The organism is Dehalococcoidales bacterium (assembly GCA_041652735.1).
Taxonomy (GTDB): domain Bacteria; phylum Chloroflexota; class Dehalococcoidia; order Dehalococcoidales; family RBG-16-60-22; genus RBG-13-51-18.
On sequence record JBAZGT010000008.1, the window covers coordinates 42,094 to 56,294 of the forward strand.

Below are 14,201 nucleotides of genomic sequence, written 5' to 3' on the forward strand. Positions count from 1 at the left end.
TCCGAGATTAACTTACCTCTATTTATATATTGAAAGGGATATCTTTCCAGTATATCCCAAAAGGTACGGAGTGTAAAAGGGGAGAGGCGGGCGGGGAAGCTATCTGGTGGCATACTGGGCGGAAAGCAGGGCGTCTATAAAGATGATGGGCTTTAACACCTTTTTAAAGTCCATGGGGCCGTGTACCATCCCGGCGGGGACATGGACGGTGGTGGGGACGGTAATAAGGTGCTTTTCCACCTCCTCCCCCAGGGAAAACTCCACCTCCGCCCGGAACTCTTTGATGTTAGCCAAGTCCGCCCCGAAGAAGAAATAGAACTGCTCGAAGTCGTGGGAGTGGGGTTCTTTGACCAACACACCCGGCCCGGTGATATAGTGCACCCTTAAAGAAAACTCCGCCCCCTCGAATTCTTTAGCGCCGTTGGCCACCACCACCGGGAAAAACCCGCCCCGGGTAACAATGGGCTCTTTCACAAAATATTTATCATATTTACTTTCAGCCATAGCCCGGTGCCCTCCTTTTAGTGCCGACTCCGTCAGTCCTGAATATCTTACTACTTAACCGTTTATAGAGAAAGGTCCCGGCGGTGTATTCCCTGTCTTTGGCCGATACTGTACTCCGGCGCCAAGAAAAGTTATAATAAATAACATCATTCTCAGGCTTGAACCGGGAATGACAGATGGGAAAAAGAGAGCTACTAAAAATGACGGATAAATCATACCAGTCAGCGCGGGGCACCGCCGATATCCTGCCGGAAGAGCAGGCTTACTGGCGCTACGTGGAAAAAGCCATCCAGGATATTACCCGGCTTTACGGGTACCAGCGCATCGATACCCCCACCTTTGAAGATACCGCGCTTTTTACGAGAAGCGTGGGCGAAGGAACGGACATCGTGGATAAGGAGATGTACACCTTCGACGATAAAGGCGGGAAAAGCATGACCCTCCGTCCGGAAGGGACGGCGCCGGTATGCCGGGCCTATGTCCAGCACGGCCTGGCCAACCTGCCCCGTCCGGTAAAGCTTTACTACATCTGCCCCATCTTCCGCTATGACAGGCCGCAGGCCGGGCGGCTGCGCGAGCACCACCAGTTCGGGTGCGAGGCGATAGGCGAGGATGACCCGGCCATCGACGCCGAAGTTATCGACATGGCGTGGCGGTTTTATAAAAGGCTGGGGCTGGAGAACATCTCCCTCCAGCTTAACAGCATCGGCTGCAAGGAATGCCGCCCGCAGTACCTCGAATCGCTTAAAGACTACTACCGGCAGTACAATGACAGGCTGTGCAACGACTGCAAGAACCGGCTGGATAAAAACCCGCTGCGTCTGCTCGACTGCAAACAGGAGTCCTGCCAGGGCATCGCGGAAAACGCCCCGCGCAGCAACGATAAGCTTTGCCCCGCCTGCGCCGACCATTTTGGCAAACTGCAAAAATACCTGGGGCTGCTGGACATCCCTTTTAATATCAACCACCGGCTGGTGCGGGGGCTGGACTACTACACCCGCACCGTCTTCGAGGTGCAGCCGCAGGACGAGGGCGGCCAGAGCACGATAGGCGGCGGCGGAAGGTATGACGGGCTTATCGAGGAGCTGGGGGGCAATCCCACCCCGGCGATCGGGTTTGCCACCGGCATCGAGCGGATTATCCTTAACCTGAAAAAGCAAAACATCAGCGTACCCTCCCCTGCTCCTTTGCAGATATTCATCGCCTGCCTGGGCGACCCGGCCCGGGATGAGGCGTTAAAGCTTACGGCGGAGCTGCGGCGGCGGGGCGTCAGCGCGGTGACGGCGGCGGGCGGTAAAAGCCTCAAGGCGCAATTGCGTCAGGCCAACGCCCTGGGGGCGCTTTACGCGGCCATCATCGGGGAGGACGAGGTAAAGGCGGGGACGGTGACGCTGCGGCACATGGCGGACGCGCGGCAGGAGAGCGTCACCGCTAAAGATTTGCCCGGGCGGCTGATAGCCGGGCAGGATTCATAGACCGCCCCTTTTCCCCACCCAAAAAATAATTGTTTAACATTTTCCTGCTAACCTGTTGCTGTAAATGCCGTTATATAAGGTGAGACGTTGTTTGAGTCCTTTGATGCGGATTTAACTATTCGCCGGATAGCGCATAATTATGTTAATTGCCCCGTACGGGGGTTGACAAAATGTTAATTTGTGTTATAGTAAATATGATGTGTACCTTGAAAGAGGTACGCGCATGTGTGCTTTGAAGGGAGGTGATGCGATGACGATGTCCCGCCAGGGGCTTAGAGCCGGAATGCTCTGATTTCTGCTTTTAAGCTAAGGTATCTCTGCAAACAATAAAAAAGCTTGGCATGCCTGTATGCAGGGATATAACATATTCAGGATAACTGAAAGCAAATCACTAAGGAGAAAATTAAAAGTCGATGAAAAAAACAATTAAAAAATTCTGGGGAGTGGGCTTAATAGTCATTCTGCTCTCCACGCTGTTCGTTGGAGGGACTATCCCTGCAGCGAATGCAGCTACTCTGGCATGGGGCGCCGCCGGCGTTATGCCGGACAATGCCATTGTCAATCCTAACCAGGTAACCCTCGCTGGCACCACTGATGTCAGCATCATCAAAGTCGCCTCGAACGGCGATATCTTTATCGTCGATCAGCTGGCGAACCCGGACATCATCCTCAAGTCAGTAAACGGCGGACGCACCTGGGTCCCCGCTACCACCGGCCTGATTGCCGGTGACACGATCACCGCCCTGGCGATTTCCCCGGCATATGCTACCGATCATTATGTTTATGCCGTGGTCAACAACGCCACCAACGTTCGTGTATTCCAGTCCACCAATAGCGGTTCTCTCTTCGGGGCGCTCGGCACACCGGTTACCGCCGTCGCTGGCGTAATTGGCACATCCATTGCCCTCGACCCGACGTTTAACGCGGGCGTTGGCGGAATTATCGTCGGTCTGGCTCATACCACTTCCGCTACCTATCCCGCTTATGGCGTTTATAGCTGGATAGGCTCCCCCACCTACACCTGGTCTCCCGTGGGCACAGTAGCTATTCCGCTCTCCGAGGACGTCACCTCGGTAGCCTATTCCCCCAGCTTCCCGATTGACCAGGCTATCATCGCGGTCAGCTCGACCGCCGCCGGCACGTTCGTGCATGTTAAAGTCTTCACGAATGACTGGGACGCGCCTTCCTACTACCCGGCTACCCTTGCAGTTGCACCTACCGATATGGGGTTGGCCGGCACCGACATTGCTTCGTCATCCCTGGTTCTGCCTACCGATTTCAATGCCGCCAATGCGGCGACACGGTATCTGTACTTTAGCACCAACAGCGGCACGGCTACCAACGATGATGTTTATCGCGTGTATCTGACCCCGGGCAGCACTACTACTACTCCTGTTGCGTTGGGCTACGCTGCTCCCAAAGTATCAATCAACAACCTGGCCTATTCCGGCAATACCGCTTCCGGCGCCCTTTATGCCGGTGCGACTGCCACAGCCACCTTCAAGTACACCACCACCCCGACCGCGGCCATCCTCACCTGGATCCCCGGTGGTGTTCTCACCGGTGCCTTAAACGCTTATGTGGCGGTTAACGGAGCTACCGTTTACGTGGGAACCACCGGCGCTGAAAGCGCCTTCAACGTTTCCATGAACAGCGGCGCTAACTTCGTGCAGGTTGGTTACATCGACACCACCATAACCACCGTTGTAGATTTCCAGGCTGCCAGCGCCACCGAGTGGTACATGGTTACCCAGAGAGCAGCCACTAACAACAGCCTCTGGAAGACCGTTGACGGCGGCGCCACCTGGGTACGCATCGAAGTTCTCGTTGGCTCTACCGCTGCCAACCCGGCGGGCGTACGCCTTTCCCCGGCCTTCGCGACCGACCATACCATGTACATCTTTGAGAAAGGCGCTACTGCCGGCGCGCCTAATCTACTAATGTCTTCTGATTCCGGCGCTACCTGGACACAGCACTGGTTTGATACCGCTCTTAGCGCGGTAGGCGTCAATGACCTCGTGGTCGTCGATGCTTACTCCATGTATGCCGCGAGCTGCGCCGTAGGCACGGTTTACAAGACCAGCAACAACGGTTTCTGGTGGACAGCCCAGGCACTGACGGGCGCCACCGGCTCCGCAGTTCAACTCAAGTATGACGTCGCTTCCGGCGACGTGCTTGCCGGCATGTCCAACGGTGTTGCCTACCTGAGCACCGACGGCATCAACTGGTTGGGCATAGGCGGCCCTGCCCTGGCTACCGGCGCCGTTAATGTCGCCTTTGATGCCAGCTATGCCACCAACAGCGTTGTCTATGCTGATTCCATTGTCGGCTCCGCCACCGTGGCGCGCTGGGATAACTCCGCGCCCGCACTGGGCTGGGTAGACCTGGCCATTATCCCCGCTACTTTCGCCGGTGAAATCCTGGTCACTCCTGACGGCGTACTGTATGCAACGGATATGCAACCCGCGGCTGTGGATAATCCTGTCACGCCTCTCGTAGACGAGACCGCCGGCGGCGTTGTCCGCATCCTGGCCCCGACCACCGGTAGCGCATTGCTGGGACCGACCTATGAACAGGTTACCTCTTACGACGGGCTTGCCCTTCTCTCCACCCTTTCAACCCTGTCTTACGCGGCCGGCTCCAACATTCTTTACAGCATCGATACCGCTACTAACACTATCCTTACCTACACCGATACCCTGAGCACGGCAGTCCCGGCCATCGTAACCCCGGCAGTCGGTGATGTCCTGCTTGCTCCCGCTCCTTCAGTCATCATCACCCCGGTCACCGGCGCGTTGAACTACGAACTGCGCTGGAACACCAGGGAAGACTTCCTGGGCACCGGAGCCGCGGGCGTAGTTTTCGTTCCGTTCCCGACTAACGGCTTCGTCCTGGCCGGCGTACCTGCCGGTTCCATGATCTACTACCAGGTCCGCGTTATCGCTCCTGTCCTGGGCCCGTGGTCACAGATGTACAGCTTCCAGACTCAGCTGGTTGACGCTCCTACCCCGAACTCCCCGGTTATCGTCGCTCAGGTTACGGCTAACGGCGGCATCAACGCCCCCGTAAAACCCGTGTTCCTGTGGCAGATTGTAACCGGAGCTACCGGGTACGAGTTCCAGCTCGCCAAAGACTATGCGATGACCGACCTCGTAGTCGATGCCACCGGAGCCAATGCTCTGGGCACTGACACCTCCTACGAACTGGCCACCGCGCTGGACTACGGCACTCCCTACTACTGGAAGGTCAGGGCTATCAGCGCGACCTCCTTCACCTCCTGGAGTGAAGTTCAGGCGTTCACCACCATGGCTGCTCCCACCACCCCGCCTCCGGCGGTAACGGTTGAACCGAATCCTCCCGACACGATCATCCTGCCCACGCCTACCGTGATTTTGCCCACTCCTACCACTACTGAAATTACGAAGCAGATCAATCCTTCGTACATCTGGGCTATCATCATCATCGGCGCGGTGCTGGTGCTCGCGGTCATCGTCCTTATCGTCAGGACCAGACGGACTGTCTAGTCTAGCGTTACGGACAACCTGTAAATAAAGACGAGAGCCCCGACCTAATAAGTCGGGGCTCTCTCTTTTGGTGAAATGAACAGACCGGAATATATCAGGTGCCGCTATGAGGAAGCCGTATCAGAGGGGGTCGTACGAAAAGAAAGCCTAGATTTCATCCAGCCGCGGCGCCAGGACCTGCACCGGCACAATTTCCCCGCGGTGCAGAGAGTCCGTGCCCTCCGGAACGCAGATAAGGCTGTTGGCGCTGGCGATGGCCTGCAAGCGGCTGCGGTTTTTATAAAGACGGACGCGGTAACGGCCCGGATCTTCACGGGTAAGCACCGCGTCTTTAAATTCCGTCCAGGCCGGGTGACGGCCCGGCACATCCTCTAAAAGCTCGGCGGATACCGTCCGCAGCGGGTGGCTGTTATCCCCGGCCATGCGTAGAATACCGGGCAGGGCGAGCTGTAAAAAGGCCATCTCATTGCTGGCCGGACCGCCGGGGAGGCAAAAGACGGGCGTGCCCTCCCAGAGGCCGAAGGCGATACCTTTGCCCGGCCCCATGCGCACATGGTGAAAAAGCTCCTGCCAGCCCAGCTTGTCCAGACAGCCGATGACCAGGTCTTTTTCACTCCCCCAGGCCCCGCCGCTGGTCAAAATAGCATCGTAGTGGTGCAAAAGCTTTGACAGCTCCTGCTTGATGGCGGCCGCATCGTCCCGGACCACGGAAGCGGCGCAGGGAATCCCGAAAGAAGTCAGCCAGGCTTCCATAGTGACCAGGTTGCTGGCGTACAGCTGACCGGCCTGGATATTTCCGCCGGGGGCGATGACCTCATCCCCCACCCCTACCACCGCGATGCGGGGTCGGGTATAAGCGCTGACTTTATTGATGCCCGCCGCCGCCGCCAGCCCCAGGAAACCGGGCAAAAGCCGCTCTCCGCGGCGGACGATGGTGTTCCCTTCCTTTACCTCCCCGCCGGCAAAAAGTATATTGCGCCCTTTACCGGCATCGGCCCTGACCAGCACCGTATCCGGGGGGACTTCTTCACAAAACTCGCCGGAGACCACGGCATCCGCGCCGCGCGGTATCGGCGCGCCGGAACACACCTTAACGGCGGTGCCGCTTTTTACCGCGCCGTCATGTTTACTCCCGGCGAACACCGAGCCGGTTACCCGCAAACGTACCGGGCAGCGGTCCGAAGCTTCGTCCACATCCTTAGAGACAACGGCGAAGCCGTCTTTAAGCGTGATATCAACGGTGGGATAGCTTATAGCCGCGATGATATCCGCGGCGGCTATCCTCCCCACGCTTAAGGTCAGCGGCAGCTGTTCCACCCTGCCCGGCGCTACATTCGACCCGATAATGTCAAAGGCTTCCCGGTACCCGGCGTAACCTATACCGTCATCAATTTCATGGTTATCTCTGGCCATAATTACCTTCCGGTTAATGTATCCCAGATTAAAGTATATACTCCAAAGACGGGCATGTTCAAATAACCAATATCAGGAAATCTATTGACATTAGCGGGATTCAATAGTAGAATTCGCCATGTGGCAAATGCGCAGAATAAACATATTGCCCACCTGACCTCTTTTTCTATCCTCCTCCTAATCCTCCTCCTGCTGGGCTACAGCGCCGTCTCCCCCGGTCAGCACATATCCGCCGCCGCGGCAACACAGGCGTGGGAAAAGGTAAATATGCCAGCGGGCGGGGCGGCAGGGAACTGGGTGCTGGCCAGCGGCTCCGACCTGCAGCACCTGACGGCGGCGGCGGACGGCACGCTTTACGCTTACGGTCAGGGACTCCCCTATTCACTTTACAAATCGACCGACGGCGGCCTTAAATGGTCGTCTGCCGGACAGGTCACGGACGCGATAACGTGCATCGCGGTTTCCCCCCGCGACTCCGCCACGGTCTATTACGCCACGTCTTCCCAGGTGTACCGCTCCACCGACGGCGGCAGGACTTTTCTCCAGATGCAGGCGTCACCCGGAGGGGCCGGCGGCGGAAATATAGCCATCACCTGCCTCTGCGTTACCTGGCTGAACGGCAACATCGTAGCCGTGGGTACCGCGGACGCGGACGGCGGGGGGTTCGGCGGGATTTACACCCTGGACGAAACCGACCCTTATACCGGCTGGGTGGACGGCGGTATCGGCGCTTACGATGTTTTTGCCGCGGCTTTCTCCCCCAACTATGCTCTCGACCGGCATATGACGGTGGTGGCGACCGATGAGACAGACACCTACGTGATGAACAAAATAGGCAACTCCGGCTGGAATACCTATATCGGCCGCGCCAGGCTGGACAAAGATAACTCCGGCATCCCCACCTCCGTGGCGGCCACGCGGGCGATAATAGCTTTTCCCGGCGACTTTAATGCCCTGGCAACTGCGGCCGGCCGCACCGTCTATATCGGCATTGCTACCGGCACCGGAGCGGGAGACGTCTATAAAATCGCCTACGCCGATACGCCCGGCGCTTCACCGGCCACCGACCTCAATACCGGCGGCGCTTATGGTATAAGTGACCTGGATATCACCGGCCTGGCGGTGTATAAGTCCGCCGATGCCACGTTTTTAACGGCCGGCGCCGCGGACAGCTCCCAAACGTACACCAGCACGGACGGCGGCTTGAAATGGACCATAAATGCTAAAGAACCGACCGGCGGCGGCGCTACGGAAGTGCTCTTCGCGCCGGACTACGGCAGCACTGGCCGGATATACGCCGCCACCAGCGGCGCCGGCAGCGCATTATCCGTCAGCGATGACCTGGGCGTCACCTGGAACCAGGTGAGCTTTATAGATACCATCATTTCCACCATCGTGGACCTGGCGCCGTCCCCGGATTACGGCCGTGACAGCACGCTCTTCATGATCAGTTTCAACGTGACGAGCGACCTCTGGCGCAGCCGTAACGGCGGCAATAGCTGGGAAAGAATATTATCCGGCACATATCCCGGCGTTGAGCTGCTCAGCCTGGTCAGCCTCCCCCCTCAATACGGGGTGGACGGACATACCGTGTTGCTCCAGGGAGAGACAAGCCGCGGTACAGCTATCTGGATATCCGACGACGACGGACAGAGTTTCCGTTACCAGCTTACGCACGACCCGGCCACCGGCGCCACTTTCCCGGTAAACGCCTGGGCGATAGTAAATGAAAATACGTTTTTCCTGGGCAGCTATGATGGCGTCCACGGAGTGATTTACCGCACGGACAACGGGGGGTTTTTCTACTCCCGGATAACACCGATAGGCGCGGTCTATCCGTACTCGATGGCGCTTTCGCCGGAGTTTGCCTCCGACGGCACGGTGCTGGTCGGCGATGCCAACGGCGGGGTGTACCTTTCCACCGACGGCGGGGCTTCATTTCAGCCGCTGCCCCTCTATGCCGCCGCGCCACCGCTGGACGGCAAGGTAACCGTGGCTTTCGACCCGGATTTTGCGGCCAACCACACCGTCTACGCGGCCAGTGACGCCATCGGCTCGGGCATTTACCGCTTTACCGTGGGGCAGAGCACCGCCTGGACGAGCATCGACACGGTACTGCCGGCCGGAGCCATCATCAGCCGTCTATCAATCTCCGGCGACGGCATACTCTACGCCGCCAACGACGACATCAACGGCGGTGTGGAACGCTGTCTCAGTCCCCGTTCATCTTCCTCCCCCGCCTTCGAGACAATGAACGACGGGCTCGACGCTGGCGCTGCGCTTTACGGACTGTGGCAAAGCGACCGCCTTTTGTGGACGATAGACACCGCCAACTGCCAGCTGTTGATGTATGACGAAAGGCTGTTCTCGCCGGTAATTCCGTTCTCTCCGCCGAACGCCGCCGCCAGCACCGGCAGCCTGACCGGCCACGCCGTGAAAAACGTGACTCTGGAGTGGCAGACGATGGGCGGCGCCGCCGGTTACGAATGGCAGTGCAGCGACGATAGCGATTTTTCAGCGCTCCCCGCCGGTTTTAGCGGCACCACATCCTCCGGTACCGCGCGTTTACCCGCCCTGGAGCCCGCCACCACCTATTACTGGCGCGTCCGCGTTAGCTCCCCGGTGCACAGCCCCTGGTCGGCAAAGCAATCATTCACCACCAGCCTGGATACGGAAATCGTCACGCTTAATCCGGAGACCCCGGCCGTCGGGGCTAAAGAAGTACCCCTGAAGCCGGTTTTCCAGTGGACGGCGGTGGTGGGCGCGGAAGCCTACGACCTGCTGGTAGCCACCGACGCCGATTTCAGCCACCCGGCCATCGTGAAAATAGGCGATTATGCCCTGCCCGCCAACGCCTGGCAGTCCGATGTCAGCCTCGACGGGGAAACAACCTATTACTGGAAAGTGAGGGCGACCGCCTCCGGCACCGCCAGCGCCTGGAGCGCGGTGGGGGTATTCACCACTATCGCGGTACCGGATGCCAACGCTATACCTACCCCGACCGCCTCTCCCCAGCCGGAGCCCACGCCAGCAGCCATCCATGACGCCATACTCGCCCTGTCCGTCCCGGAAAACCCGCCCCCGCCAACTACCGCGCCGCCGCCGGCGCCCGCCGCCGCCACCCTCCAGCTGGCCGACCTGCCCATGTGGCTGATTTACTTCGTGGGGGGGCTATTGGGGATAATCATTTTGACGCTGGCCATCCTGCTGGCGTTTGTCCTGAAAATCCGGCGCATCACGTAACCCCTCAAGCTTCCTCCCCGCCCCACCGTCTCCCCCCAGCTATATGTTTTCTTGACAGCGTCCGGGCGCTGGTATATTCTGAATAAAAAAGGGGCATCGGAGGAGATAGCTATGTCGCAGCAGAATTCCCAGGGAACGGGCCTTCAAGAAAATGTGGCCGGGCTTTTATGCTATGTGCTGGGATGGGTAACGGGGATAGTGTTCCTCATCCTGGAACCTAACAGGAAATTCGTCAAATTCCATGCCGTGCAGTCGATTATCGTCTTCGGTGCCGTAACCGTAGTCGACCTGATTTTTATCTGGGTACCGGTTGTCAGTTGGATAATCGGAGTACTCGCTCTTATTCTCTGGGTATTCCTGATGTACCAGGCGTATCAGGGAAAGATGTACAAGCTGCCCATCGCCGGGGTTTACGCGGAGAAAATAGCCTCCGGCGCAACGGGCTCTTCCAATCCGCCGGCCGCGCCTCCGGCAAATCCTCCGGCCGCCCCTCCAGCCCCTCCGGCCAACCCGCAATAACTCAATACACAATAAGGAGAACCTGAAATGCCGCTGGTAACGATTAAAGTCATCGAAGGCAGAACGGCCGAGCAGAAACGCGGCATGGCCGAAGACGTCACCAAAGCCATTGTGAAGAATATAGGCTGCCCGTCTTCCGCGGTCAATATAGAAATCGTGGAAATGAAGCCGCAGAACTTCGCCATGGACGGCAAACTGTGGTGCGATACCCATTAAGCGGAGGACATCTTGAAAGTACTGGGAATCATGGGCAGCCCGCGGATGGGCGGCAATACCGACCTGCTGCTGGATGAAGCCCTCAAGGGGGCGGCGAGCGGCGGGGCGGAGACGGAAAAAATAGCCGCCGACAGGCTGAAAATAACGCCATGTAAGGAAATCTACCACTGCCTGGAGGACGGCACCTGCCCGCTCCGCGACGATATGACCGCTTTATACGGCAAGCTGCTGGACGCGGAAGCCGTCATCGTGGCGTCACCCATATTTTTTTACACGGTGAGCCCGCAGCTTTTAACGCTTATCAGCCGCTGCCAGGCGCTGTGGGCGCGGAAATACGTGCTGAAAAACCTGGCTATACCCACGAAAAGAGGCGCGTTCATCGGGGTGGGGGCGACGCGGGGGGAAAAGCTTTTCGACGGGCCGAGACTGACGATTAAATACTTTTTCCAGGCAATCAACGCCGACTATAAAGAAGAGCTTTTAATCCGGGGCGTGGATAAAAAGGCGGAGATCAAGGACCATCCTGACCATCTGGCCGCCGCTTACGAACTGGGCAAGAAACTAGTCTCAGTTTAGCCGTGGAAAAAGGCTATTTCCCGTGTCCCTTATAATTTGGGATACAAGCACCATTCTTTGCCTCTGCAAAATACTAACCATTCCGTTGCAAAACGGAATCCAGTCAGACAGTATTGAACTATCTAGACGTAAATTGCACAAACCCTCGATACCTGGATACCGGTTTGTGTCGGGATGGTTTCTGGACAGCGTAATATCAGCTATCTGCCTTCCGCTCCCCGCGGATGCTGATGGTAATTTCCCGGAACGACAACACGTTGCCGCTGGCGAGAATGGCCTGCTTGGCCAGGTGTACCAGCCCGGAGCAGCAGGGTACTTCCATATGAACCACGGTCAGGCTTTTCAGGCCGGACTGCTCGAGTATTTCCGTTAGTTTGGCCTGGTGCGCCGGGAAGTTATCCAGCTTGGGGCAGGCCACCAGGAGCGCGGTGTTTTCTCCCAGGAAGTCCTGGTGGAAACCGGCATAGGTAAAAGGCACGCAGTCCGCCGCCAGCAGCACGTCCGCATCTTTCAGGAAGGGGGCGGTGGGGCTAACGAGAGTAAGCTGCACCGGCCAGTGGCGGAGTCGTGATGGGGCACGGGCAGCAGTCTCAGGCGCGGACTTAAGTGAAGTCGGTGCTGTAAATTGACTGACATTAGCCGAGGGACAGTTGCGGGGCGGTTTTGCCGTCGTTTGTTCAGTCTGCAAATGCTCTTCCACCGCGGTTCCGTCAAACTCTTCGGCCGGTCTCTCCTCGATAGTGATAGCGCCCTGCGGGCAGCTAAGGCAGTTGCCCAGGCCGTCGCAGTATTTTTCGCTGACCAGCTTCGCCTTGCCGTCCACTATTTTCAGGGCGCCCTCAGCGCAGGAGATAATGCAGGCGCCGCAGCCGTTGCATTTATCCTCGTCAATTTTTACTATTTTACGCAGCGTCCGGGCGGTCATCGGCAGCTTCCTCCCGGCGTTTAGCCGTGAACTCCGGCCAGGGTTTCATGCACATGCCGGACATGCTGCAGGTCTTATTACAGGTAATGCACCTGGCACTGCTGTCTATTACTTTTTTATCCGTTTTGGGCCGGGTTTGACCCGATTTTGTAGTCATAATTCTCCTTTGTAAGGGTGTCTAGCGCCCGCCGCGCAGCGCCTGCCACCTTTCCTCGCCGAGGCACTGGCGCGCCGATGAGCACCACTCGATGCAGGAAGGCGTCTGCTCTTTATAGACGTACGCGCCGCACTTTTTACACTTAATGCGCAGCTCGTCGGAGAACATCTCCACCTCCGCGCCGCAGCCGGGGCATTTATACAGCGCCGCCCGCAGGTTGCGCATATCCTGGCCGGGACATTTACCGCTCATGTTAAAAGTATAGCCCGCGGATGCCGTGCGTCAAAATGACTTTAGTCTCACGGAAAGCCAACCGGGAGCGCCGATGGATTGGCGTAAAGCCGGTATTATTCGTAAAGGCGGCGGACAGCCCGCCATTATAGCACATTCCCCGTTTGACTTACGGCAGCGTAAAGTGTTAAATAAAATCGATATTAATTATTATTACGTTCAACCGGAGGATATTTTATGAAAATCACCAGAATAGAATGCATTCCCGTTTCCATCCCCTTCGCCAAGCCTATCGTCATGTCCGGCGGGCCGGCCAAGCAGGCGGACGCCGTGGTACTGAAAATACACACGGATGAGGGCGTCACCGGGATAGCGGAGACCGGGGACACCTCGCTGTGGTACATGGGGGAAAGCCAGGACTCCATCCTGTACAATATTACGCACATCTACGGGCCGCAGATACTGCTGGGGGAGGACCCGTTCAATATCGAGACTATCGTGGCGAAGATGGACAAAGCCGCCCGCGCCAATAACCAGTCGAAAGCGGTCGTCGATTACGCTTTGCACGACCTGATGGGCAAGGCGCTGGGCGTACCCGTCTACAAGCTGCTGGGCGGGCTCTCCAACGAAAAGATAGCGCTGGCTTTCGTGATGTCCTCCGGCTCGGCGGAGGCGGTGGGGGCAGAAGGCAAGGCGCTGGTGAAAGCCGGTTTCAAGGGACTGAAGCTCAAGGTAGGCGCCCGCACGCCGGACGAGGACATCGAGATGGTGGGCGCATTAAGGGAGGCGGTGGGGAATAAAATAAAGGTGATGATCGACGCCAACGGCGGCTGGCTGTACCACCAGGCGCTGTACGTCTTGAAGCGGATAGCCAAGTACGATATTTTCGTGGCCGAGCAGCCGGTGCCGTGGTGGGACGTAGACGGCCTGGCGCGGCTGCGCCGCAAGGTGGATGTGCCTATCTTCCCGGACGAGTCCGCCGCCGAGCTGAACGACCTGATTAAAATAATAGAAAAGGACGCCGCGGACGGGCTATTCCTGAAAGTGCCCAAGGCCGGCGGCATTCTGAAATCCAGAAAGTGGGTGGCGATAGCCCAGGCGGCCAACCTGCCGGTAATGTGCGGCTGCATGATAAACTCCGGGCTGGGCTCGGCGGCGGAAGCGCATTTCCTGGCGGCCACGGCCTGGATGGGCAAGATAGAGCAGGAAGCAATCGGCCCGCTGAACCTCTTCAACGTGTACGACACGGTGAGCGCGCCGCTGCCGAACGACCTCGCGATAAAGCCCCCGCGGTATGAAAACGGCTTTCTGTACGCGCCGGACGGCCCGGGCCTGGGCGTGGAACTGAACGAGGCGTCGGTTAAAAAGTTCGCCACGCCCGGAAAAAGCCCGGTGGTTTTAGGCAAATAACGGCACCA

At 58.0% G+C, this 14,201-nt stretch carries 13 protein-coding genes; 8 read left to right on the forward strand and 5 right to left on the reverse strand.

Translation table 11 applies throughout. From position 1 onward, the window contains the following. Nucleotides 1-99: 99 nt before the first annotated feature. Complete coding sequence (locus WC370_04455; GenBank protein MFA5308723.1) at nucleotides 100-504, reverse strand: hypothetical protein; 405 nt, start codon at nucleotides 502-504, stop codon at nucleotides 100-102. Nucleotides 505-704: 200 nt separating this feature from the next. Between WC370_04455 and hisS the strand changes: the two genes are divergently transcribed. Beyond that, nucleotides 705-1,979, forward strand: a complete 1,275-nt coding sequence (hisS, locus tag WC370_04460; GenBank protein MFA5308724.1) for a histidine--tRNA ligase — start codon at nucleotides 705-707, stop codon at nucleotides 1,977-1,979. A 1,031-nt stretch (nucleotides 1,980-3,010) separates the two neighbouring features. After that, nucleotides 3,011-5,503, forward strand: coding sequence for a YCF48-related protein (locus WC370_04465; GenBank protein ID MFA5308725.1), 2,493 nt, complete (start codon nucleotides 3,011-3,013; stop codon nucleotides 5,501-5,503). Nucleotides 5,504-5,650: 147 nt separating this feature from the next. On the opposite strand, the gene glp is transcribed toward WC370_04465, so the two are convergent. After that, nucleotides 5,651-6,916: a gephyrin-like molybdotransferase Glp gene (glp, locus tag WC370_04470; protein MFA5308726.1), complete on the reverse strand. Its 1,266-nt coding sequence runs from the start codon at nucleotides 6,914-6,916 to the stop codon at nucleotides 5,651-5,653. Between the two features lie 120 nt (nucleotides 6,917-7,036). Between glp and WC370_04475 the strand changes: the two genes are divergently transcribed. From WC370_04475 to WC370_04490, 4 genes are all read left to right on the forward strand, one after another. Next, on the forward strand, nucleotides 7,037-10,159 hold the full coding sequence (locus WC370_04475) for a hypothetical protein (protein ID MFA5308727.1): 3,123 nt from the start codon (nucleotides 7,037-7,039) through the stop codon (nucleotides 10,157-10,159). A 111-nt stretch (nucleotides 10,160-10,270) separates the two neighbouring features. Continuing rightward, nucleotides 10,271-10,678, forward strand: coding sequence for a hypothetical protein (locus WC370_04480; GenBank protein MFA5308728.1), 408 nt, complete (start codon nucleotides 10,271-10,273; stop codon nucleotides 10,676-10,678). Between the two features lie 27 nt (nucleotides 10,679-10,705). After that, nucleotides 10,706-10,894 (forward strand): 2-hydroxymuconate tautomerase, encoded by a 189-nt coding sequence (locus WC370_04485; GenBank protein ID MFA5308729.1) that lies wholly within the window; start codon nucleotides 10,706-10,708, stop codon nucleotides 10,892-10,894. 12 nt (nucleotides 10,895-10,906) lie between these two features. Beyond that, nucleotides 10,907-11,470, forward strand: coding sequence for a flavodoxin family protein (locus tag WC370_04490; GenBank protein ID MFA5308730.1), 564 nt, complete (start codon nucleotides 10,907-10,909; stop codon nucleotides 11,468-11,470). A gap of 196 nt (nucleotides 11,471-11,666) precedes the next feature. On the opposite strand, the gene WC370_04495 is transcribed toward WC370_04490, so the two are convergent. Genes WC370_04495 through WC370_04505 form a run of 3 tightly spaced genes read right to left on the reverse strand, consistent with a single transcriptional unit; the run spans nucleotide 11,667 to nucleotide 12,804 of the window. Beyond that, nucleotides 11,667-12,395 (reverse strand): 4Fe-4S binding protein, encoded by a 729-nt coding sequence (locus WC370_04495; GenBank protein MFA5308731.1) that lies wholly within the window; start codon nucleotides 12,393-12,395, stop codon nucleotides 11,667-11,669. Then, nucleotides 12,373-12,552: a hypothetical protein gene (locus WC370_04500; protein MFA5308732.1), complete on the reverse strand. Its 180-nt coding sequence runs from the start codon at nucleotides 12,550-12,552 to the stop codon at nucleotides 12,373-12,375. The genes WC370_04495 and WC370_04500 overlap by 23 nt, the downstream gene beginning before the upstream one ends. Before the next feature lie 21 nt (nucleotides 12,553-12,573). After that, entirely contained in the window at nucleotides 12,574-12,804 is a 231-nt protein-coding gene (locus WC370_04505) for a hypothetical protein (GenBank protein ID MFA5308733.1), read from the reverse strand. Between the two features lie 73 nt (nucleotides 12,805-12,877). Here WC370_04505 and WC370_04510 point away from each other — a divergent pair, with 73 nt between their 5' ends. Together WC370_04510 and WC370_04515 are read left to right on the forward strand one after the other, a co-directional pair. Next, a complete protein-coding gene (locus WC370_04510) occupies nucleotides 12,878-13,024 on the forward strand; it encodes a hypothetical protein (GenBank protein MFA5308734.1) in 147 nt (48 codons plus the stop codon). Continuing rightward, nucleotides 13,021-14,193 (forward strand): mandelate racemase/muconate lactonizing enzyme family protein, encoded by a 1,173-nt coding sequence (locus tag WC370_04515; GenBank protein MFA5308735.1) that lies wholly within the window; start codon nucleotides 13,021-13,023, stop codon nucleotides 14,191-14,193. The genes WC370_04510 and WC370_04515 overlap by 4 nt, the downstream gene beginning before the upstream one ends. Nucleotides 14,194-14,201: the final 8 nt, after the last annotated feature.

Bases quoted from the DNA above. Each gene is read 5' to 3' on its own strand.
- WC370_04515 (MFA5308735.1), top strand. From the start codon at position 13,021: ATGAAAATCACCAGAATAGAATGCATTCCCGTTTCCATCCCCTTCGCC.
- WC370_04455 (MFA5308723.1), bottom strand. From the start codon at position 504: ATGGCTGAAAGTAAATATGATAAATATTTTGTGAAAGAGCCCATTGTT.
- glp (MFA5308726.1), bottom strand. From the start codon at position 6,916: ATGGCCAGAGATAACCATGAAATTGATGACGGTATAGGTTACGCCGGG.
- WC370_04495 (MFA5308731.1), bottom strand. From the start codon at position 12,395: ATGACCGCCCGGACGCTGCGTAAAATAGTAAAAATTGACGAGGATAAA.
- WC370_04480 (MFA5308728.1), top strand. From the start codon at position 10,271: ATGTCGCAGCAGAATTCCCAGGGAACGGGCCTTCAAGAAAATGTGGCC.
- WC370_04500 (MFA5308732.1), bottom strand. From the start codon at position 12,552: ATGACTACAAAATCGGGTCAAACCCGGCCCAAAACGGATAAAAAAGTA.
- WC370_04510 (MFA5308734.1), top strand. From the start codon at position 12,878: ATGGATTGGCGTAAAGCCGGTATTATTCGTAAAGGCGGCGGACAGCCC.
- WC370_04485 (MFA5308729.1), top strand. From the start codon at position 10,706: ATGCCGCTGGTAACGATTAAAGTCATCGAAGGCAGAACGGCCGAGCAG.
- hisS (MFA5308724.1), top strand. From the start codon at position 705: ATGACGGATAAATCATACCAGTCAGCGCGGGGCACCGCCGATATCCTG.
- WC370_04505 (MFA5308733.1), bottom strand. From the start codon at position 12,804: ATGAGCGGTAAATGTCCCGGCCAGGATATGCGCAACCTGCGGGCGGCG.